General features: G+C 72.4%; 15 protein-coding genes and 1 riboswitch. Of the genes, 3 read left to right on the forward strand and 12 right to left on the reverse strand.

Translation table 11 applies throughout. The annotated features are described in order from the left end of the window. Positions 1 to 30: 30 nt before the first annotated feature. From ACIPK4_RS32785 to ACIPK4_RS32805, 5 genes are all read right to left on the reverse strand, one after another. On the reverse strand, positions 31 to 519 hold the full coding sequence (locus tag ACIPK4_RS32785; RefSeq protein WP_402319537.1) for a septum formation initiator family protein: 489 nt from the start codon (positions 517 to 519) through the stop codon (positions 31 to 33). A 210-nt stretch (positions 520 to 729) separates the two neighbouring features. After that, on the reverse strand, positions 730 to 2,025 hold the full coding sequence (gene eno, locus ACIPK4_RS32790; protein ID WP_054222303.1) for a phosphopyruvate hydratase: 1,296 nt from the start codon (positions 2,023 to 2,025) through the stop codon (positions 730 to 732). Positions 2,026 to 2,354: 329 nt separating this feature from the next. Further along, positions 2,355 to 3,065, reverse strand: coding sequence for a transglycosylase family protein (locus tag ACIPK4_RS32795; protein WP_402319539.1), 711 nt, complete (start codon positions 3,063 to 3,065; stop codon positions 2,355 to 2,357). 2 nt (positions 3,066 to 3,067) lie between these two features. Next, positions 3,068 to 3,237: riboswitch (cyclic di-AMP (ydaO/yuaA leader) on the reverse strand. 282 nt (positions 3,238 to 3,519) lie between these two features. Next, on the reverse strand, positions 3,520 to 4,554 hold the full coding sequence (locus tag ACIPK4_RS32800) for a transglycosylase family protein (protein ID WP_402319542.1): 1,035 nt from the start codon (positions 4,552 to 4,554) through the stop codon (positions 3,520 to 3,522). 102 nt (positions 4,555 to 4,656) lie between these two features. Continuing rightward, positions 4,657 to 5,931, reverse strand: a complete 1,275-nt coding sequence (locus ACIPK4_RS32805) for a cytochrome P450 (RefSeq protein WP_402319544.1) — start codon at positions 5,929 to 5,931, stop codon at positions 4,657 to 4,659. A gap of 121 nt (positions 5,932 to 6,052) precedes the next feature. Between ACIPK4_RS32805 and ACIPK4_RS32810 the strand changes: the two genes are divergently transcribed. After that, positions 6,053 to 7,261: a globin domain-containing protein gene (locus ACIPK4_RS32810; RefSeq protein WP_402319547.1), complete on the forward strand. Its 1,209-nt coding sequence runs from the start codon at positions 6,053 to 6,055 to the stop codon at positions 7,259 to 7,261. 27 nt (positions 7,262 to 7,288) lie between these two features. On the opposite strand, the gene ACIPK4_RS32815 is transcribed toward ACIPK4_RS32810, so the two are convergent. Both ACIPK4_RS32815 and ACIPK4_RS32820 read right to left on the reverse strand, forming a co-directional pair. Continuing rightward, the gene (locus tag ACIPK4_RS32815; protein ID WP_402319550.1) at positions 7,289 to 8,359 is read right to left on the reverse strand and encodes a nucleoside triphosphate pyrophosphohydrolase; all 1,071 of its coding nucleotides are present in this window, start codon (positions 8,357 to 8,359) and stop codon (positions 7,289 to 7,291) included. Between the two features lie 30 nt (positions 8,360 to 8,389). Next, positions 8,390 to 9,016 carry a SurA N-terminal domain-containing protein gene (locus tag ACIPK4_RS32820; protein ID WP_376204191.1) on the reverse strand — a complete coding sequence of 209 codons (627 nt, stop codon included), beginning with the start codon at positions 9,014 to 9,016 and terminating at the stop codon, positions 8,390 to 8,392. 254 nt (positions 9,017 to 9,270) lie between these two features. On the opposite strand from ACIPK4_RS32820, the gene ACIPK4_RS32825 reads away from it, so the two are divergent. Then, positions 9,271 to 11,667, forward strand: coding sequence for a YfhO family protein (locus ACIPK4_RS32825; RefSeq protein WP_402319553.1), 2,397 nt, complete (start codon positions 9,271 to 9,273; stop codon positions 11,665 to 11,667). A 43-nt stretch (positions 11,668 to 11,710) separates the two neighbouring features. On the opposite strand, the gene ACIPK4_RS32830 is transcribed toward ACIPK4_RS32825, so the two are convergent. Together ACIPK4_RS32830 and ACIPK4_RS32835 are read right to left on the reverse strand one after the other, a co-directional pair. Continuing rightward, on the reverse strand, positions 11,711 to 13,219 hold the full coding sequence (locus ACIPK4_RS32830; RefSeq protein WP_402319555.1) for a serine/threonine-protein kinase: 1,509 nt from the start codon (positions 13,217 to 13,219) through the stop codon (positions 11,711 to 11,713). Further along, positions 13,216 to 13,803, reverse strand: coding sequence for a hypothetical protein (locus ACIPK4_RS32835; protein ID WP_402319558.1), 588 nt, complete (start codon positions 13,801 to 13,803; stop codon positions 13,216 to 13,218). Before ACIPK4_RS32835 ends, ACIPK4_RS32830 begins: the two co-directional genes overlap by 4 nt. Before the next feature lie 334 nt (positions 13,804 to 14,137). Here ACIPK4_RS32835 and ACIPK4_RS32840 point away from each other — a divergent pair, with 334 nt between their 5' ends. After that, the gene (locus ACIPK4_RS32840; RefSeq protein ID WP_054222295.1) at positions 14,138 to 14,320 is read left to right on the forward strand and encodes an antitoxin; all 183 of its coding nucleotides are present in this window, start codon (positions 14,138 to 14,140) and stop codon (positions 14,318 to 14,320) included. Between the two features lie 80 nt (positions 14,321 to 14,400). On the opposite strand, the gene mfd is transcribed toward ACIPK4_RS32840, so the two are convergent. From mfd to ACIPK4_RS32855, 3 genes are all read right to left on the reverse strand, one after another. Further along, on the reverse strand, positions 14,401 to 17,937 hold the full coding sequence (gene mfd / locus ACIPK4_RS32845; RefSeq protein ID WP_402319561.1) for a transcription-repair coupling factor: 3,537 nt from the start codon (positions 17,935 to 17,937) through the stop codon (positions 14,401 to 14,403). A gap of 226 nt (positions 17,938 to 18,163) precedes the next feature. Continuing rightward, a complete protein-coding gene (locus ACIPK4_RS32850) occupies positions 18,164 to 20,740 on the reverse strand; it encodes an ABC transporter permease (RefSeq protein ID WP_402319564.1) in 2,577 nt (858 codons plus the stop codon). Then, on the reverse strand, positions 20,737 to 21,513 hold the full coding sequence (locus ACIPK4_RS32855; RefSeq protein ID WP_376201765.1) for an ABC transporter ATP-binding protein: 777 nt from the start codon (positions 21,511 to 21,513) through the stop codon (positions 20,737 to 20,739). The genes ACIPK4_RS32850 and ACIPK4_RS32855 overlap by 4 nt, the downstream gene beginning before the upstream one ends. Between the last annotated feature and the right edge of the window lie 14 nt (positions 21,514 to 21,527).

The following is a 21,527-nucleotide window of genomic DNA, read 5'->3' on the forward strand; positions in this document are numbered from 1 at the left end:
TTCGTTCTCGTGGATGGGTGCGGGTGCTCGTCACTCGCCGGGGCGGTCGGCCTTGTCGACGCCGTCCCAGACGTTCGAGTACCACGGCCGGTCGGATCCGGCCGCTCCGGTGCGGTGCCGCTCGGCGGCCCCCGCCCCGGGGTCGGTCATGATGTAGCTGATCTCGCCCGGTCGGACGAAGTGCAGGTGCTTGCGCGCCTGCTGCTCCGCGTACGCGTTGTCCTGCCAGCGGGCCTTTTCGTCGCGGAGGCGTTCGAGGCGCCGGCTCGCGGCCTCGGCGGCCCGCTGCTGCTCCGCGATCTCCGACCGCTGGGACACGTACTGGCGCATCGGGTACGCGAGGGCGACGACAAGCGTACAGAGGACCAGCACCAGGAGCGCGGCCCGGCCGGTGAGCCGGCTGCGGCGGACCTGGCGGCGCGTCTGCGAGCGGTAGACGTGGGCTGCGGTCCGCTCGCCGAGCTGCTTGAGCCTGGTCGCGGTGGAGAAGGTGGAGAACCGATCCTTTTTCCCGGCCATTGACCCCGCCTCCCCTTATGTACGCGCTACGCAATACGTCCCCGCACACGGTACGGGACCGAGTGCGGGGACGTACGGAAGGCGGGAGGGGCAAGAGCGTGATTGCCCCGTCCCGTGCCTGCCGGCTGCTGGGTGCTCCTGGTTCGCAGGGCGGCCGTGCCTACTGGTTCGCAGAGCGGCTGTGCCTACTGGTTCGCAGGGCGGCCGTGCCTACTGGTTCGCAGGGCGAAACCGCGGGAAGGCCGAGCGGCCGGCGTACACCGCGGCGTCGTCGAGGATCTCCTCGATGCGCAGCAGCTGGTTGTACTTGGCGACGCGGTCCGAGCGGGCCGGGGCGCCGGTCTTGATCTGACCGCAGTTCACCGCGACGGCGAGGTCGGCGATGGTGACGTCCTCGGTCTCGCCGGAGCGGTGCGACATCATGCACTTGAAACCGTTGCGCTGGGCCATCTCGACGGCGTCGAGGGTCTCGGTCAGCGAACCGATCTGGTTCACCTTCACGAGCAGGGCGTTGGCGGAGCCCTCCTCGATACCGCGGGCCAGGCGCTCCGGGTTGGTGACGAAGAGGTCGTCGCCGACGATCTGGACCTTGGCGCCGAGACGGTCGGTGATGGTCTTCCAGCCGGCCCAGTCGTCCTCGAACAGCGGGTCCTCGATGGAGACGAGCGGGTACGCCTCGACGAGCTCGGCGTAGTAGTCGGTCATCTCGGCGGCCGAGCGGGACTGGCCCTCGAACTCGTACTTGCCGTCCTTGTAGAACTCGGACGCGGCGACGTCCAGCGCGAGCGCGATGTCCTTGCCCGGGACGTAGCCGGCCTGCTTGATGGCCTCGATGATGAGGTCGAGCGCGGCGCGGTTGGACTCCAGGTTCGGGGCGAAGCCGCCCTCGTCACCGAGACCGGTGGACAGGCCCTTGGTGTGCAGGACCTTCTTGAGGGTGTGGTAGACCTCGGCACCCCAGCGCAGCGCCTCGGAGAAGGACTCCGCACCGATCGGGGCGATCATGAACTCCTGGATGTCCACGTTGGAGTCGGCGTGCGACCCACCGTTGAGGATGTTCATCATCGGAACGGGCAGCAGGTGCGCGTTCGGACCGCCGAGGTAGCGGAAGAGCGGGAGGTCCGAGGCCTCGGACGCGGCGTGCGCGACGGCGAGCGACACGCCGAGGATGGCGTTGGCGCCGAGCGAGCCCTTGTTGTCGGTGGCGTCCAGGTCGAACATGGCCTGGTCGATCAGGCGCTGCTCGGTGGCGTCGTAGCCGACGAGCTCCGGGCCGATCTGCTCGATGACCGCGAGGACGGCCTTCTCGACACCCTTGCCCATGTAACGGTTGGGGTCACCGTCACGGAGCTCAATGGCCTCGAAGGCACCGGTGGAGGCGCCGGACGGAACTGCAGCACGGCCGGTGCTGCCATCGTCGAGGCCCACCTCGACCTCGACCGTGGGGTTGCCTCGGGAGTCCAGGATTTCCCGGGCTACGACGACGTCGATGGACGGCACGAGCATCTCCTTCTGGGATGTGACGCTGGGTGTGCGGCGGCATGTCAGGCCGTGGAATGGCCTCGCCGCCTAGAGCCTAACCGGCTCCGGGCGCTCGGCCGGCCGACCGCCCGCCTCCTGGGACGAAAAAGGGCCCGAATACCCGCCTTCCAGGACATACGACCCTTGATCATCGGCGTCTCGGCCGGATTCCGGATCGTCCGGAACGGGCTCGGGCCGGGGCCCGACCGCGACCGGAAGGGGAAGACACCGCCGCCCGGCGCGTGAGGGGAGACGCGCCGGGCGGTGGGGATGTCACGTGCCGTGCACGCTTGTGCGGTTGTTCACCGCAGGATTCAGCTGAGCTTCAGCATCTGACCCGGGTAGATCAGGTCGGCGTCCGAGACGATGTCCTTGTTGAGCTCGAAGAGCTTCTCCCAGCCGCCCTTGACGCCGTTCGCCTCGGCGATGGTGCCCAGGGTGTCGCCCGCCTTGACCTCGTACGAGCCGTTGCCGGTCTTGACGACCGGCGCCTCGGCGCGCTCGGAGCGGGTGGTCGGGGCCGGGGCCTCGGCGCGCTTCGGCGTCTCCTTCTTCGGCTCGGCCTTCTTCGGCTGGGCCTTCTTGGTCTCGGTCTTCGTCTCCACCTTCTTGGTGGTCTCCGCGGCGCCGCCGCCGGCGTAGGAGGAGTTGGACAGGCCCTTGCCGCAGACCGGCCAGGCGCCCTTGCCCTGGCCCTTGAGGACCTTCTCGGCGATGGCTATCTGCTGCGACTTGGAGGCCTGGTTGGCCTGCGCGGCGTACGCCTTGCCGCCGTAGGCGGCCCAGGTGGAGGACGAGAACTGCAGGCCGCCGTAGTAGCCGTTGCCGGTGTTGATGGACCAGTTGCCGCCGGCCTCGCACTGGGCGACGCGGTCCCACTCGGAGGCGGTGGCGGCGGAGGCGGAGCCGGCCGCCATCAGGGGCGCGGCGACCGCGACACCGGCGACGCCGGCGAGCGTGACGATGCGGGTGGTGCGCTCGATGGCCGTGGCGCGGCGGTGCTTGCCCTTGCCGGAAAGCAGCATGGAGTTCTCCTCACCGACGCCTGCGAGGTGAGCTGTCGGGTTCGGGCGGATGAGTGCCCGGCCGTGCGTCGTGGCGCACGGCTTAACCCCTAGCCGTTCCCGTCCGTCTCTCAACGGCCGGTCCCGGCGCCTACCTTGGTTCCCCCGCTCCTGCCTTCGGCGCTTGACGCGACGACTGTTCCCTCCGTCCGCCGGCAGGATTCGGCGATGCGGTCGAAGGAGCCCGCGGTGGCGGGCGAATCAGAAGGTAGACAGGTCCCTCCCCGATGTTCAACGAGGAACACCGGGGAGAAACGGGCCCTACTTGCGCTCTCCTTGTGGGCATTTGCGCAGGTGAGGGCGGGGTTTGCGGAAGGCGGCAGGCGGGACACGCCAGTTGACCGGAAGAGACACATGTCTCACTTGCAGATAACGGACATTCAGCTCGTTCCGGGTGCCCGAAGTGCCGCTATTCCTAGCTTAGATCCAGATTCTGACCGGGCTTGATCAGATTGGCGTCATCCCCGATGACCTGCTCGTTGGCCGCGTAGAGCGCGTTCCAGCCGCCCTTGACCTTCTTGGCGGACGCGATGGTCGCCAGGCTGTCGCCCTCCTTGACGGTGTACGAGGGGTCCGCCGCCGCACCGGGGGACGCGGGCGCCTCGACGGCGGGCGTGCCACGGTGCTTGCCGGTGCCGGAGACGTCCGGGATGCCGGCCGGGTCCCCGGAGGCGGCCGGGGCGCCCTGGGTGGTCGGGGTCGCCGGGGCGGCCGGGGTGACCGGGGCGTTCGGGTCCGTGGGGCCGGCCGGGGCGGTCGGGGTCGTCCCCGGCGTGGTGGGCGTCGTCGGGAGCGTGGGGGCACCCGGGGTCGGGGTCGGGGTGCCCGGGAGCACCGGGGCCGTCGGCGACGTGGACGGCGCGTCCGGCTCGGGCATGACGGGCAGTCCGCTGTTCGGTGCGAGCGGCGCCGGCGGCAGCGTGAAGACGGGGGACGGACCGTGGGTCGGGGCGCCGAAGTCGGTGGCCTTCGCGCCGGAGCCGCCCTTCGGGACCGAGTCGTCGGGGCGCGAGGCGCTCGGGGCGACGGGAGCGAGGGTGCCGGGCAGGCCCGGGTCGACGGACGCCGCGGGGGCCTGCTGGGTCAGTCCGGCCGATTCCGAGCACTGGCCCCAGGCCTGGGGGCCCTGGGTGCCCAGCACGCGCTCGGCGACGGCGATCTGCTGGGAACGGCTGGCGAGGTCGGGGCGCTCGGCGAACTCCTGACCGCCCGAGGCGTTCCACTGCTCCTGCGTGAACGAAAGTCCGCCGTAGGACCCGCTGCCGACGTTCGCGCTCCAGGAACCACCGCTCTCGCACTCGGCGACCTTGTCCCACGTCGAGGTGTCGGCCGCGCTCGCGCCGGTGGCGGCGAGCAGCGGCAGCGCCAGCGCGGAGCCTGTGACTCCGGCGGTGACGACTATCGCGGGTACCTGGCGGGGGCGTCTGTGGCGGCCGTTCCCGGAACGCATGAGCTGCACCTTTCGCATAACGGCTGGGTAACGGCAGAACCTAGCCTTCTTGGCATGCAAGTCACAACTCTTGCCGTGCGCTGACTTCCGGTCAGGGGACGTTCAGGTGTTTCGAGGTGTGAACCGGACGGGAAGAGTGCGCAGGCCACGCATGATCAGACCGCCGCGCCAGCGAAGCTCGTTGGGTGGAATAGCGAGTTCCAGATCGGGCAGACGCGTGAGCAAAGTCGCAAGCGCCGTCTGTCCTTCAAGTCGTGCGAGCGGAGCACCCAGGCAGTAGTGGATGCCGTGTCCGTATCCGAGGTGCTGGTTGTCGGTGCGGGAGAGGTCGAGGGCGTCCGGATCGGTGAACCGCCCGGGGTCCCGGTCGGCCGCGGCGAGCACGACGAGAACCGGATCCCCCGCGGCGACGTCCTTGTCCCCGAGGGTCAGCGGCTCGGTGGCGAACCGCCAGGTGGCCAGCTCCACAGGGCCGTCGTAGCGCAGCAGCTCCTCGACGCCCGTCTCCAGCAGGCCGCTCTCCCCTGCGGCGAGGGAGTCCTGGAGGCGGATGCGCTGGTCGGGGTTCATGAAGAGGGAGTGGACGCCGTTGCCGATGAGGTTGACGGTCGTCTCGAAGCCGGCGAAGAGCAGGATGAAGGCCATGGCGGTGGCCTCGGCCTCCGTCAGGTGGTCGCCGTGGTCGCTCGCGCGGATGAGGTCCGAAATCAGGTCATTGCCCAGATCATCCCTTTTGCGGTGGATGAGTTCGCCGAGATAGGTCCGCATCTGCTTCACGGACCGGGCGACCCCGCCGCGCGGACCGCCGCCGTGGCGGATCATCATCCCGGCCCAGTCGCGGAAGTCGTCCTGGTCCTCGCGCGGTACGCCGAGCATCTCGCAGATGGCGTAGATGGGGAGCGGGAACGCGAACTCGTGGATGAGGTCCGCTTCCCCCTTGCTCGCGAACCGGTCGATGAGGTGGTCGGTCAGCTCCTGCACCCGCGGGGCGAACTCGGCGACCCGCCGCGGGGTGAACGCCTTCGACACCAGCCGCCGCAGCCGCGTGTGGTCCGGCGGATCGATGTTGAGCAGATGGGTCATCAGCTCCGCCTTGCGCTCGCCCGGGATCCCGGTCTTGCCCTTGGCGTGCGCCGGCTCGGCGTGGTGCGCCGGGTTCTTGCTGAGCCGCTGGTCGGCGAGGGCCTGGCGGGCGTCGGCGTACCGGGTGACCAGCCAGGCCTCGACCCCGCTCGGCAGCTTGGTGCGGTGCACCGGGGAGTGCTCGCGCAGCCAGGCGTACGCGGGGTACGGATCGGTCGCGAACTCCCAGTCGAACAGGGTCGGACCCTGGGGAGGAGTGCTGTCTGCGGGGGCTGCGGAGGTCGGCTCGTGCACCCGCTGACCGTATCCCGCGGGCCGGCCGCCACCCCATATGGGGTGTTCGCCGCGGCTGTCCGTAGATCCGCCCTCCCTTGACTCCGCGTCGTCCGGCGTTCCTACTTTCGGTGCTGTGGACGTGAGGATCTTGAAGAGCAGCTTCGCGGTGGTGGAGAGACGGGCCGAACACGCGGTCAAGTACTTCTACACCCACCTCTTCTGGCACAACCCCGGGATCCGTGAGCTCTTCCCGGCCTCCGCCCAGGAGATGGAGCGCCAGCGCGACCGGCTGTTCGCCGCGCTCACCCACGTGGTCGCCCGTCTCGGCGACGAGAGCCTCCTCCCCTATCTCCACGCCCTCGGCCGCGACCACCGCAAGTTCCGCGCCCGCCCCGAGCACTACGCCGCCGTCGGCGCGAGCCTGCTCGCCGCGCTCGCCCGGACCTGCGGCGACGCCTGGACCCCGGCCGTGGAGAAGGCCTGGTCCGAGGCATACCAGGTGATCGCCGACGCCATGATGGCCGGGGCAGCCGCGAGCGAGGACCCCCCGTGGTGGGACGCCGAGATCGTCCGCCACCTCCGGTACGGGCAGGACACGGGGGTGCTGACCCTGCGCCCGCACGCCCCCTTCCCCCACCGGCCCGGCCAGTACGTGAGCGTGAGCAGCCCACGGGTTCCGGCGGCCTGGCGCACGTACTCCATCGCCAACGCCCCCCGCCCGGAACGCACCCTCGACCTGCACGTCAGCCGCGTCCGGCACGGCCGGCTGAGCACCGCCCTGGTCCGCGAGGCCCGGCCCGGCGAGATGCTGCGGCTCGGCTCGGCCTCCGGGCGGCTGACCCTGCGCCGCGCCGGCCGCCCGGTCAGCCTCATCGCGGCGGGCACCGGCTGGGCGCCGATCCGGGCCCTGCTGGAGGAGCTCGCCGGGCAGCCCCCCGATCAGGACGTACGGCTCTTCGTCGTCGCCCGCGACGCCGCGCACCTCTACGACCGCCCGCTGATCGACGAGTACGCCGCCGCCTTCGGCTGGCTCGGCGTCACCTACATCACGCCCGCCCCGGGGCAGCACCGCGACCAGGCCACCGCGCGGCTCGCGACCGCGCTCGGCCACCGGGCCCGGTGGCCCGATCAGGACGTCTACCTCAGCGGACCGCCGCCGTTCGTCGAGCAGACCGTGGACCTGCTGGAGGGGCTGGGCACCCCGCCCGGCCGGATCTTCCACGACGGTGCACCCGCGGCCGGCACCGGGCACGGCCCGAACGGCCGCCCCCTGGGATTCGGGGAGTGGTTCCTCAGCCGTCCCGCAACGCACTGGCACGACCCCTCGGGCCGCGCGCCCCGGGCCTGACCGGGTCCTGCGGCGCAGCGCCGCGGATCACGCCCCGCCGTCCTCCTCGCCGTAGTCCTGGTCGTCGTCCTCGCCGTCGCGTTCGCCGCCGTCCCCGCCGAGGCCCTCCGCGGCGCGGATCGCGTCCCGGTAGACGCGGGCCGCGGCCCGCAGCGCGGTCTCGGGGTCGGTCCCGGCCGCCTCGGCGCGCGCCGCCAGTTCCAGCAGCTCGTACCCGACGCCCTCGCCGCGGGGCAGCTCCACGGGCACCCCGGCCGAGCGGACCCGGCCGGCGAGCTTGGCCGCGAGCGCGAGCCCGGGCTGCCCCAGCGGGACCCCGTCGGTGACCGACTCCCGCTGCTTCTCGACCGCCTTGGTGCGCTGCCAGTGCGCGTGGACGTCCTCCGGGGTCAGCGCCTCCGCGTCCCCGAAGACGTGCGGATGCCGGTGGATCAGCTTCTCGACGAGGCTGCCGGCCACGTCGTCGACGGAGAAGGGCCGCTCGGGGTCCTCCTCGGCGATGCGCGCGTGGAAGACCACCTGGAGCAGAACGTCGCCGAGTTCCTCGCGCAGCGCCTCGCGGTCCCCGTCCTCGATGGCCTCGACGAGCTCGTACGCCTCCTCGATCGCGTACTTGACGAGGCCCTCGTGGGTCTGGCGCGAGGTCCAGGGGCATTCGCGGCGGACCCGGTCCATCACCTGGACGAGGTCGAGCAGGCGCGCGCCGGGCAGGTCGTAGGAGCCGGGCAGCAGTTCCAGGTCGGGCATCTCGACGCGGCCGGAGCCGGCCAGCCGGGCCAGCCCGTCGGTGAGCCGCTGGTCTCCCTCGCCGCCCGGGATCACCACGACCGTGCGGCCGCCGGCGCAGGCCTCTACGAGCTCGTGCGCGTCCGGGGTCTCGTGCGCGACCTCGACGCCCGCCTCGCGCAGGTACGGCAGCTGCGGGTGGCCGGGGTCGGCGCACAGCACCCGGTCCGCGGCGTGCAGGGTCTGCCAGGCCGGCCAGGACAGCAGGCCGGGGGCGACCCGGTGGCTGGCGGTCAGCAGGACGATCCGGCCGACGGCCGGTGCGTCGGCGGCGGGCGCGGCGGGGGCGGGTTCGGCGGCGTGGTCGTTCACCCTCCGAACCTACCTCCTCCCCCGGACGGCTCAGGCTCCGGCGGGGGCCTGCTCGGGCCGGGTCCGCTGGACGATCCAGGGGGTGTCCTGGTCGCCGAGCACGATCTGCTGCGCGTCCCAGACGCCGTAGCGCGGGTTCACCTCGATGTGCAGGGCCTTCGCGGCGGAGGCGAGCTTCTCGACGGCCTTGTCCTGGCTGCCGTAGTGGTCGAACAGCTTGTCGCGCAGCAGCTTGAAACGGGCGTCGGCGTCGAGCTGGCCGGGCGCGAGCTGGGCCTGTTCCAGCGCCGCCGCGGCCAGCTTCTCGCTGCCGCCGGCCTTCTCCAGCTGGGCCTTGCGGAAGTCCTGGACCTCCTTCTCGCTGACGCTCACGCCCGCGTCCTCGGCGGCGCGCTCCAGGACGACCGTCTGGATCATCTTGTTCAGCTTGATGCGCTCCAGACCGGGCGAGGCCTGGATCAGCTGGGCGGCGGTCGGCCCGGAGTCGTTCTGCGCCGCGCGGACCTCGCCCACCTGTGCCTGGAGCGCGGAGGTGGTGATCCGCTCGCCGCCGACGACGGCCGCGGTACCGGCGCGGGCCTGGCCCGAGCAGGCGGACAGCAGGGGGGCCGCCACGAGCAGGGCGGCGGAGACGGAGAGCGCTGTGCGACGGTGCAAAGGAGCCTCCAGGGCCGGAAGATTGTGCGTCGGTGCACAGGGGGTGTCCTGTCGACCAGGCCGGGCCCGCGACGCCCGGCCTGGTCGACAGGACATCCCCGAAGGCCGTGCGGTGATCGATGGTATGCAGTCACGGTGATCCGAGCCACTGCTTCGACCAACGATTCCCGGGGTGTTGGGGTACGCGTCCGTTGATGTCACGGTCATTCCGTGGCCACCCTCCGGTCCACCGGTGGTGCCACAGTCGGCCCACCATGTCGACACCGCACCGCTCGCCGCGCCGCCGGAGCCTGTCCGGCTCCGCCCTCGCCGCCCTGATCACGGTGGTGGCCGTGTGCACCGGGGACGCGGTCGCCCGCGTGTTCCCGTACGGGCACCGCCACCGCAGCATCAACGACCTCGGCAATCAGTTCGTCCCCTTCCACGCGCACCTGTGGGACCTCCTGCACGGGCGGGCGCAGGGCGGTCTGCTGTTCAACTGGCAGTCGGGTTACGGCACGAGCTTCCTGCCCGACTTCGGCACCTACCTCTCCAGCCCGTTCGCGGTGCTCATCGCCCTCTTCCCGCGCGAGGACGTCGACCTCGCGGTGTACGCGGTCACCGTGCTGAAGACGGCCGCCGCCGCGGCGGCCATGGTGTGGCTGCTGCGGACCCAGCGCCGCGGGCCGTGGTGGGCGGCGGCCCTGCTGGGGGCCTCGTACGCGCTGTGCGGCTGGTCGGTGATCGAGGCCTCGTACAACCCGATGTGGCTGGACGGGCTGATCGCGTTCCCGCTCCTGTGCCTGACGGGCGAGTGGGCGCTGCGGGGGCGCCGGCCGGCGGCCGCCGTCCTCGTGGTCGCGCTGTGCTGGACGGCGAACTTCTACACCGCGTACATGGCGACGCTGGGCACCGCCCTCGTGCTCCTGGTACGGGTGGTGCTGGAGCGTGAGGGGGTCCGGGAACGGGCACGGGTGCTCGGCCGCGGGGCGGCAACGACCCTGCTGGGCATCGCGGTCTCCGCTCCGCTGCTGGTCCCCCTCTTCCTGAGCTCGAAGCAGGCCTACCCGGGATGGACGCGGCAGTTCCGGCCGGTGCCCTGGCCGGACCTGTTCGCGCGGATCCTGCCCGCGACGTACTCCTTCTCCTCTCCGGCGCTGTTCGTCGGCACGGGCACGCTGGTGCTGGTGGCGGCCCTGCCGTTCCACGGGGCGGTGCCGGCGCGCACCCGGCTGTGGTGGACGGGGCTGACGGCGGCCGTGCTGGTCTCCTTCCAGTGGACGCCGACGCACCTGGCCTGGCACGTGTTCGCGACCCCGAACGGCAGTCCCTACCGGCAGACGTTCGTCCTGGCCGGGGTGGCCGTGATCGCCGCGTGGACCGCGCTGGCGGCCGGACTGCCGGGGCCGCGGGCGCTGGCGGCGGGAGCGGCGGTGCTGGCCGCGGCGGCCCTCGCGGCGAGCGGCAGCACGCTGGCCACCTCGTGGGGGTTCGCGCTGTTCGGCGGCGGGCTGCTGCTGGCGGGCACGGCCTGGTGGTGCCTGCGCCACCGCAGGCTGCTCCTCCCGGCGGCCGGGGTGCTGGCGCTGGTCCTGGCCGGCCAGGCTGCGGCGACCACGGCGTACGGGCACAAGGGCAAGCTGGCCGGCCTGGACGACTACCCCTCGTGGGGTACGGCGCACACCACGCGCTCCGCGGCCCTGGCCGGCGCCGACGGCTGGCCCGCGTACCGCACCGACCCGAGCCGCCCGGCCCTGTCGGGCAACGATCCGCTGCTGCTCGGCGGGGAGGGCGGCGCCTACTACAGCAGCCACACGCCGGACGTGTTCACGCGGACGATGGTGGCCCTCGGGGCCGGTTGGACCTCGCGCGGGCGCAACGTGCAGAGCATCGACAACCCGGTGACGGACGCGGTGTTCGCCGTCGGCGCCCGGCTACGCCCGGACGGCACGGTCGCCCGCGCGCAGGTGCCCCCGCTGATCACCGTCCGGCCGCCGGGACCCGCACCGTCCTACGCGGCCGACGGGCCGCCGTTCGCCAACCAGGAACTCCTGCTGGGCGCCCCCGTGTACGAGGACCCCGTCGCGCCCGGGGTGTGCCGCGCGGGCACGGAGGCCTACCTGTGGGCCCCGGAGTACAACGCGACGGCGCACCTGGCCGACGGGCCGGCGTTCCGGCTGAACGGCAACGCGCCCCGCAACCGGGCGGCCCTCCAGCCGCTCGGCGTCTCCCGGGGCGCCACCTCGGCCCTCGTCCTCGACGCTCCCGCGCCGCCGCGCCGGGCCCTGTCCTGCCTGGACCGCGGCCGCCTGGACGCGGCGGTGGCCCGGCTCCGCGCGACGGCCCCCACCTCCCTGCGGGTCGGCCCGTCGGGCATCAGCGCCACCGTCCCGGCGGGCACCACGGGCACGGCGGTGCTCTCGTCCCCGGCGATCGCGGGCTGGACCTGCAACGGCCGGCCGGCCGCCGGTTACCTGGGCCTGGTCTCCGTCCCCCTGACCCCGGGGACCACGACGATCAGCTGCACCTTCCGGCCCCCGGGTCTCCTGCCGGGCACCGCCGTCGCGGCGACGGCCCTGCTGCTCCTGGGCGCCCTCCTCGCCGCGCAGCGCCGGCGCGGGGCCCGGGCCGCGCGGGCCGCCCGTCCGGACGAGCACGCCCTGTCCGCGTAGGACGCGGCGCCGCGCGCCCGGGGGCGTGCGGCGCCGGGAGGCGTCAGCGGACCTGGCTGAGCCAGTGGAGGGTGCGGCGGACCTCCGTGGACAAGGGGTGCGCCGGGCCGTGGATGCGGTCCGCGTCGAACAGCAGGCGGGCCAGGGTGTCGTGGGCCGCCACGCGGTCGCCCATGGACAGCTGGAGGTGGGCGATGCGGCGACGGACCTCCAGCGGCAGGCCCGGGTCCGGGTTGGCGTAGTGGTTCTCGAACAGCGGGAGCAGGGAGCGGTATTCGGCCAGGGCCGCCCCGGCCTCACCGAGCTGCTCCAGGCACTGGGCCGCGTCGTACCGGAAGCGCAGGGACTGGGGGTCGCCGGCCGGGAACTCGTCGGCGAGTCGGCGCAGTTCGGGCAGGGCCCGGCGGTACTGGCCGTCGTCCATGAGCGTGGCGGCGTACTGCTTGCGCAGGGAGCGGACCACCGGCGAGTGCTCGCCGTGCTCGGCCGCCGCGGCCGGGAGGATCCCGCCGAGGATGTCGACGGCCTGGGTGAGGCGGCCCTGGTCCAGGAGGCTGCGGGCCTCGTCGACCGCGGCCGGGATGTCCGGCTTGGCCGGCGTCGGCGGTGCGGTCGGCTGCGGCGGGACGGTGGTGGCGCGGTCCGGCCAGGGTGCGTGCGGGCGCAGGAAGGGACGGGTCGGGTCGAGCGCGCCCTTCGGGGTGCCGTCCTTGGGCAGCAGCGGCACGAGGGCCTCGTAGACCTGCTGTGCGGAGGCGGGCCGCTCCTGCGGGTCCTTGGCCAGGAGGTGGAGCAGCACCGCCTCCAGCTGGTGCGGCACCTCCGGGCGCAGCCGGCGCACCGGGACGGGCGGCTCGTACAGGTGGCGGTGCAGCACGCCGAGCGCGGTGGACCCGGCGAAGGGGACGTTGCCGCTGAGGAGTTCGTACAGCAGGACGCCGAGGGCGTAGAGGTCGGTGGAGGGGCCCACCGCGCCGCCCATCGCCTGCTCGGGCGCCATGTACGCCGGGCTGCCGATCGGGGTGCCGGTGCTGGTGAGGCGGGTGGTGTCGGTGTCCATCACCGAGGCGACGCCGAGGTCCAGGACCAGCACGGTGCCGTCGGGGCGGACCATCACGTTGCGCGGTTTGAGGTCGCGGTGCACGATCGGCACCGCGTGCACGGCCGACAGCACCCCGCACAGCTGCGCGACCACGGCGACCGCCCACTGCCACGGGTACGGGTCGTGCTGGGCGAGGTGGTCGGCGAGGTCGGTGCCCTCGACGTGGCCCATGACGAGGAACAGCTCGTCGCCGTCGCTGCCCGCGTCGTGGACCGTGACCAGGCCCGGGTGGTCCACCTGTGCCGTGACGCGGCATTCGCGCACGAAGCGGCGGCGCAGCTCGTCGGCGACGGAGCCGGGGCCCGCCACCTTGTCGGGGCGCAGCAGCTTGACGGCGACGCGGCGGTCCAGCCGCTGGTCGTACGCCGTCCACACCTGGCCCATGCCGCCCTGGCCCAGGATGGAGGCCAGCCGGTAGCGCTCGCCGATGATCCGGTCCTCGTCCGTCACCGCGCCGGGCCCTCACCCTCGTTGCCGGGCGGGTTCGGGTTCGGGTTCGCCTGCGGGTGCGGCGTCTGCTTGCGCAGCAGCTCGCTCAGCTCGTCGAGTTCGGCGCGCACCTGTCCGATCCGCGGCGGGGTGGCCGGGCCGGGGGCGGGGTTCGGGTTGGGCGTCGGAGTGGGCGTCGGCGTCGGGACCGGGGTCTGCTGGACCGGCGGGTAGCCGTACGCGGGGCGGGGCTGCTGCTGCGGCGGCACGTACGGCGCGGGCTGCGCCGGGTACCAGGGGACGGCCCGGGCGGCGACGGCCAGGGCCTCGTGGTGGCGGATGTCGGCGACGAGGAAGTACACGCAGGTCGCGAAGCCGGTCAGGATGACGCCGAAGGCGCCGGTGTTGCCCTGCCAGCCGTCGGTGTTGGGCGTCGGGTCGGCGCCGATCAGCGCGACCCAGACGACCGTGAGCAGGCAGTTGAGGCCCAGCAGCCACCAGTCCCGGGGCTTGCGGGTGACCGCCGCGAGCCGCAGCATCGTGCCCCAGCCCAGGAAGCCGCAGCTCAGGACGGGCAGCAGGGCGAACAGCACGCGCAGTGCCACGACTCCCCCGGTACTGGGCTGGGGGCCTTGCTGCGGCGGGAGGCCGGGGCCGTGCATCGCTGCTCCTGACGGACCGTGTCGACGAAGTTTCGGGTCTGAGCGTATACAGCGTTTCCGGCCGCCAGTGAGGGGATGCGCGAACCGTTGCAGGGTCGCCGCACACCTGCGGCCGGCACGGGCCGTGCGGCGGCCGGCAAATCACCGACGCCCGCTGACCGGCGGCGGCCACCCCCGCCGAGCCGGTCCGGTCCCGGCGCGCCCCGGTCCCGGCCTCGGCGGGCGGATCCCGCGAAACACGCGTAGCGTCGCAAAAGGACACGGAAGGAGCCCTCGTATGGGGATTCTCGACAAGGCCAAGGCCATGCTCCACGGCCACGGCAAGCAGGCGAAGCAGGCGTCCGACGCCGCCGAGCGGCAGGTCAACCAGCGGACCGGCGGCAAGTACACCCAGCAGGTCGACCAGGGCCAGCAGGAGGCGGAGCGGCGCCTGGGGATCGACGACGACCCCAACCGGTAGCCCCGCGGGCGAGCCCCCGTGGCGACCGCCCCGGGAACCGGCAGCACCGGTTCCCGGGGCGTACGCGCGACGGGTGACGGCTACGAGCCGAGGATCGTGGTGAGGAACTCCCCGGTCCAGGCCAGCAGTTCCCGCCCGACGAGCGGCTTGCCGCCCACCCTGGCCGTCTTCGGCCGCGGGATCAGCACCTGCGAGGTGGCCGGCTTGAGGACCGCACCCGGGTAGAGCCGCTTGAGCCGCAGCTCCTGCGATTCGCGCAACTCCACCGGACCGAAGCGGATGTTGACGCCCTGGAGGGTGATGTCGCCGACCCCGCAGGCCCGCGCCAGCATCCGCAGCCCCGCCACCAGCAGCAGGTTCTCCACCGGCTCCGGCAGCTTGCCGTACCGGTCGTGGAGCTCCTCGCGCACCGCCTTGATGTCCGCCTCGGAGTTCGCCGCCGCGATGGACCGGTACGCCTGCAGGCGCAGCCGCTCGCCCGGCGCGTAGTCGTGCGGGACGTGCGCGTCGACCGGCAGCTCGATCTTGACCTCCAGCGGCGGCTCCTCCTCCGCCCCGCCGTTCTCGACGGCGGCCCGGTAGTCGGCCACCGCCTCTCCGACCATGCGGATGTACAGGTCGAAGCCGACGCCCGCGATGTGACCGGACTGCTCACCGCCGAGCAGATTGCCCGCGCCGCGGATCTCCAGGTCCTTCATCGCCACGTACATGCCCGCGCCCATCTCGGTGTGCTGGGCGATCGTCGCGAGCCGCTCGTGCGCGGTCTCGGTCAGCGGCTTCTCCGGCGGGTACAGGAAGTACGCGTACCCGCGCTCGCGGCCGCGCCCGACCCGGCCGCGCAGCTGGTGCAGCTGGGAGAGGCCGAAGTTGTCGCCGCGCTCCACGATCAGGGTGTTGGCGTTGGAGATGTCGATGCCGGACTCGACGATCGTCGTCGAGACGAGCACGTCGAACTTCTTCTCCCAGAAGTCCACGACGACCTGCTCCAGGGCCTGTTCGGACATCTGGCCGTGCGCCGTGGCGATCCGCGCCTCGGGCACGATCTCGCGGAGCTTGGCGGCCGCCCGGTCGATGGACTCGACCCGGTTGTGGATGTAGAAGCACTGGCCCTCGCGCAGCAGTTCGCGCCGGATCGCCGCGCCGATCTGCTTCTCCTCGTAGGGGCCGACGAAGGTGAGGACCGGGTGGCGCTCCTCGGGCGGGGTGGTGATCGTCGACATCTCGCGGATGCCCGTCACCGCCATCTCCAGGGTGCGCGGGATCGGCGTCGCGGACATGGTCAGCACGTCGACGTTGGCGCGGAGCTTCTTCAGCTGCTCCTTGTGCTCGACGCCGAACCGCTGCTCCTCGTCGACGATGACCAGGCCCAGGTCCTTGAACTTCGTCTCCTGCGAGAACAGCCGGTGCGTACCGATGACCACGTCCACCGAGCCCTCCTTGAGGCCCTCCAGAGTGGCCTTGGACTCGGTGTCGGACTGGAAGCGGGACAGCGCCTTCACGTTGACGGGGAACTGGCTGTAGCGCTCGGAGAAGGTCCCGAAGTGCTGCTGCACCAGCAGGGTGGTGGGGACGAGGACGGCGACCTGCTTGCCGTCCTGGACCGCCTTGAACGCCGCGCGGACCGCGATCTCCGTCTTTCCGTAACCGACGTCGCCGCAGATCAGCCGGTCCATCGGGACCGACTTCTCCATGTCGTCCTTCACCTCGGCGATCGTGGTGAGCTGGTCGGGCGTCTCCGCGTACGGGAAGGCGTCCTCCAGTTCGCGCTGCCAGGGGGTGTCCGGGCCGAAGGTGTGGCCGGGGGCCGCCATGCGCGCGCTGTACAGCTTGATCAGGTCGGCGGCGATCTCCTTGACGGCCTTCTTCGCGCGCGCCTTGGTCTTGGTCCAGTCGGCGCCGCCGAGCCGGTGCAGGGTCGGTGCCTCGCCGCCGACGTACTTGGTGACCTGCTCCAGCTGGTCGGTGGGGATGTAGAGGCGGTCGCCGGGCTGGCCGCGCTTGGCGGGGGCGTACTCGACGAGGAGGTACTCGCGGGTGGCGCCCTGGACGGTGCGCTGCACCATCTCGATGTAGCGGCCGACGCCGTGCTGCTCGTGCACGATGTAGTCGCCCGCCTCCAGGGTGAGGGGGTCGATGACCTTGCGGCGCCGCGTCGGCATCCGGCCCAGGTCCTTGGTGGCGGTGCGCTGCCCGGTCAGGTCGGTCTCGGTGAGCACGGCCAGCTTCAGCGCCGGGTCGACGAACCCGTTGTCGAGGGAACCGCACGCCACGTGGACGATGGACGGCTCCAGGGTCCGCAGGTCCGCCTCCAGGCGGGCCGCGATGCCCTCGCCGCCGAGCACCTCGACGGTGCGGGCGGCCGGCCCGTGGCCCTCGGTGAGGTAGACGGTGTGCCAGCCGTCGGCGATCCAGCCCTTGGTGTCGGCCAGCGCGCGGGCGGTGTCGCCGCGGTAGGCCTCGGGGGCGTGCATGCCGAGCTTGAGGGTGTCCGCGGCCAGGTCGGCGTCGTCCGCCGCGAACGGGGACACCGACCACCACATCATGCCCAGCTCGCGGGCGTGCTCCCGGACGTCCGCGATCCCGCGCAGCGAGGCCGCGCCGACGTCGATGGGGGCCTGCCCGCCGCCGGCGGTCGCCGCCCAGGACGCCATCAGGAACTCCTGCGAGGTCGCCACCAGGTCGGCGGCCCGGGTGCGCACCCGCTCCGGGTCGCAGACCACGGCCATGGACCCGGCCGGCAGGACGTCGACCAGCAGTTCCATGTCGTCGACGAGGACCGGCGCGAGGGATTCCATGCCCTCCACCGCAATCCCCTCGGCGATCTTGTTCAGCAGTTCACCGAGCTCGGGATGGGCCTCGGCGAGGGCCGCGGCCCGCTCCCGCACCTCGTCGGTCAGCAGCAGCTCCCGGCAGGGCGGGGCCCACAGCCCGTGCTCGGCGACCTCCAGGGACCGCTGGTCGGCGACCTTGAAGTAGCGGATCTCCTCGACGTCGTCGCCCCAGAACTCCACGCGCAGCGGGTGCTCCTCGGTGGGCGGGAACACGTCGAGGATGCCGCCGCGCACGGCGAACTCGCCGCGCTTCTCGACGAGCTCGACGCGGGCGTACGCGGCCGCGGCCAGCGCCTCGGTGACCTCCCCCAGGTCAGCGCTCTCGCCTCGCCGCAGGCTCACCGGCACCAGGTCCCCGAGCCCCTTGACCTGCGGCTGGAGCACGGAGCGGATCGGCGCGACGACGACGGAGACGGGCCCCGCGGCCGGGTCGTCCTTGCTCGGGTGCACGAGGCGGCGCAGTACGGCGAGCCGCCGGCCCACGGTGTCGCTGCGCGGGGAGAGCCGCTCGTGCGGAAGGGTCTCCCAGGAGGGGTACTCCGCCACCTCGTCGGGCGGCAGGAACGACCGCAGCGCGGCGGCCAGGTCCTCGGCCTCCCGGCCGGTGGCGGTGACCGCGAGCACGGTCCGCCCGGTCCTGGCGGCCAGGGCGGCGATGGCGAAGGGCCGTGCGGCGGGCGGTCCGACGAGGTCCACGTGCATGCGGTTGCCGTCCCCGGCCGCGGTGACCGCCTCGGCGAGGGCCGGGTCCCGGGTGACGGCGTCGAGCAGTCCGTGCAGGCTCATGAAAGGAGGCTTCCGTCCGGTGGAGGGGCAACGCGAAGGACCCGACACGTCACACGGGCCGGGGGTTCCCACCCTACGACGCGCCGGGGTCGCCCGCTCGCGGTATCCGGCCCGCCCCGCGGGGGCCGGATACACGCGGGAACGGCACCGGCCCCGGCCCGCTCCGAAGAGCGGACCGGGGCCGGACCTTTCCCCCGTGGTTCCCCCGTGACGACCGCGTTGCGCACTACTCGCTCGCGATCGCGTTCAGTACGTTCATCCGCCCCGCCCGGAAGGCCGGGACCAGTGCGGCGAACAGGCCCACCAGGGCCGACCCGGCGAAGACGCCGATGATCGTCGGCCACGGGATCTCCAGGACCTTCATGCCCTGGAGGGCGAGCAGCTGCTGGGCGGTGGCACCCCAGCCCATGCCCAGCCCGAGGCCCAGCAGCGCGCCGAAGAGGGCGATCACCACCGACTCCAGGCGGATCATGCGGCGCAGCTGGCGGCGGGAGAGGCCGATGGCGCGCATCAGGCCGATCTCGCGGGTCCGCTCGACGACCGAGAGGGCCAGGGTGTTCACGACACCCAGGACCGCCACGATGATCGCGAGGGCGAGGAGCCCGTAGACCATGTTCAGCAGCGAGCCGACCTGGTCCTTGAGCGCTTCCTTGTAGTCGGTCTGGTTGCGCACCTTGTACTGCGGGTACTGCGCCAGGTCGTTCTTGAGCGCGGTGTAGGCGGTGTCCGCCTGCCCGTTCTCGGCCTTGGCCAGCAGCATGAACGGCCGCGGCATCCGGTCGGCGGGCAGGTTCGCCTCGGCGGTGGCCGTGCTGACGTACTTCACGCCCTTGTCGAGGTTGCCGTCGTCGCTGGTGATCGCGGCGACCTTCAGCTCGGTCTCCCTGCCTCCGGCGAAGGCCACCTTCATCCGGTCGCCGACCTTGATCGCGTGCGCCTTGGCGTACTCGGAGCCGACGGACATGGCGCCCGCGGCGTACGCGTCCTTGTGCTCGCCCGCGATCATCTTGCGCCGCACGTCCTGCGCGTAGGTCGGGTCGGTGACGCTCAGCTCGTCCTTGGCCGAGCTCCCGTCCGGCGCGGTCAGCTTCACCTCGACGCCCCGGTAGGCGGTGACGTGGGTGAGGCCCTTGGTGGCGCGCATCGCCTGCTCGGCCTGCGGCATCACCGGCTGGCCGTTCTCGGAGGCGACGATGAAGTCCGCGCCGACCGACTTGTCGAGTTCCTCGGTGGCGGAGGCCACCATCGAGGAGCCGACCACCGACAGGCAGGCGACCAGCGCCAGGCCGATCATCAGCGCCGCGGCGGTGGCGCCGGTGCGGCGCGGGTTGCGCAGCGCGTTGCGCTCGGCCAGCCGGCCGATGGAGCCGAAGGGCCGCAGCACCGGGGCGGACAGCACCCGCACCACGCCGCCCGCGAGCAGCGGGCCGATCACGATGAAGCCGATCAGGGTGAGGACCACGCCCAGGCCGAGCCACATCGAACCGGTGGAGGCCTTGTCGGCCTGCGCGGCCAGCAGCAGCGCGGCGGTGCCGGCGCCGGTGAGGACCAGGCCGATCACGGCCCGTACGACGCCGGTCTTGCGGTCGCCGGGGGTGCCGGCGTCACGCAGGGCGGCCATCGGGGAGACCTTGCCCGCCCGGAGGGCCGGGACGAGGGCGGAGACCACGGTGACGACGATGCCCAGGACCAGGCCCAGCACCGGGGTGGCGGGCAGGACCGTCAGATCGTCGGTCGACAGGTGCATGCCCATGCTGCCCATGAGCTTCATCAGGCCGACGGCGATGCCGATGCCGGCGCCGATGCCCAGGACGGAGCCCACGACGCCGAGGAGCAGCGCCTCGACCAGGATCGACCGGTTGACCTGGCCGCGGTCCGCGCCGATGGCGCGCATCAGGCCGATCTCGCGGGTCCGCTGGGCGACCAGCATCGAGAACGTGTTGAAGATCAGGAAGATGCCGACGAGGAAGGCGATCCCCGCGAAGCCGAGCATCACGTACTTCATGACGTCGAGGAAGGAGCCGACGTCCTTGCGGTTGGAGTCCGCGGCCTCCTTCGCCGTCTGGAGCTTGTAGGTGTCCCTGCCGACCGCGGTCGCGATGTTCTGCTTGAGCTGGTCGTTGCTCACGCCGTCCTTGGCGGTGACGCTGACGTGCGTGAAGGTGTTCGGGGCGCCGAGCAGGCCCGTCTGCGCGGTCGCGGTGTCGAAGTAGACGACGGCCGCACCCGGGTTGGTCACCTTGAAGGCGGCGATGCCGCTGATCCTGGCGCGGATGTCGCCGGGCAGCGCGATGGTGCGCAGCTCGTCGCCGATGGCGAGGTGGTGCTTCTCGGCGGTGTCGGCGTCGACCATCACCTCGGTCGGGCCGCGCGGGGCGTTGCCGGAGGCGATCTTCATGGACTTGAGCTCGCTGTCGCTCCAGTTGCCCGCGATGGTCGGGGCACCGGTGGACGAACCCATGTTCTCGTTCTTGGCGTTGACGACGGTGACCGCCATCGAGACGACGCCGCCCTCGGCGCTGCGGACGCCCTCGGCCGTCTTGACCTTCTCGACGACGGAGGCGTCGAGGGTCTCCGGCTTGCCGCGGCTCGGCGCGTCCCCGCCCTCCTCGGCCGCCTTGGGGCTGACCGTGACGTCGGAGCTGGTCACCGCGAACAGCTTGTCGAAGGTGGTGTTCATGGTGTCGGTGAACACCAGCGTGCCGCAGACGAAGGCCACGGACAGCATGACCGCGATGGCGGAGAGCGCCATCCGGCCCTTGTGCGCGACGAAGTTCCGCCGCGACGTCTTCATGACGCTCATGAGGTCCGTCCGCGGGCGTCGAAGTCCTTCATGCGGTCGAGCACCTGGTCGGCGGTGGGCCCGTACATCTCGTCCACGATCCGGCCGTCGGCCAGGAAGATCACGCGGTCGGCGTACGAGGCGGCCACCGGGTCGTGCGTGACCATCACGATGGTCTGGCCCAGCTCGTCCACCGAGCGGCGCAGGAAGCCGAGGACCTCGGCGCCGGCCCGGGAGTCCAGGTTTCCGGTGGGCTCGTCGCCGAAGATGATCTGCGGGCGGGCCGCGAGGGCGCGGGCCACGGCCACGCGCTGCTGCTGGCCACCGGAGAGTTCGGTCGGCCGGTGCTTCAGCCTGCCCGCGAGGCCGACGGTCTCCACGACCCGGTTCAGCCACTCCGCGTCGGGCTTGCGGCCCGCGATGTCCATGGGGAGCGTGATGTTCTCCAGGGCGTTGAGCGTGGGCAGCAGGTTGAAGGCCTGGAAGATGAACCCGATCCGGTCGCGGCGCAGCTGCGTGAGCTTCTTGTCCTTCAGCCCGGTGATCTCGGTGTCGTCCAGGTGGATCTGCCCGCTGGTCACGGTGTCGAGACCGGCGAGGCAGTGCATCAGCGTGGACTTGCCGGAGCCCGAGGGGCCCATGATCGCGGTGAACTGCCCGCGCCTGATGTCGACGTCCACCTCGTCGAGGGCGACCACGCGGGTCTCCCCGGCGCCGTAGGCCTTGACGACCTTGCGCGCCCGGGCCGCGACGGCTTCATGCCCTCCAGTACCCCCGTGCCTGGTTTCGGTCATAGCCGTTGTCACGG

It is taken from the genome of Streptomyces sp. NPDC086989 (assembly GCF_044745505.1).
Lineage (GTDB): Bacteria > Actinomycetota > Actinomycetes > Streptomycetales > Streptomycetaceae > Streptomyces.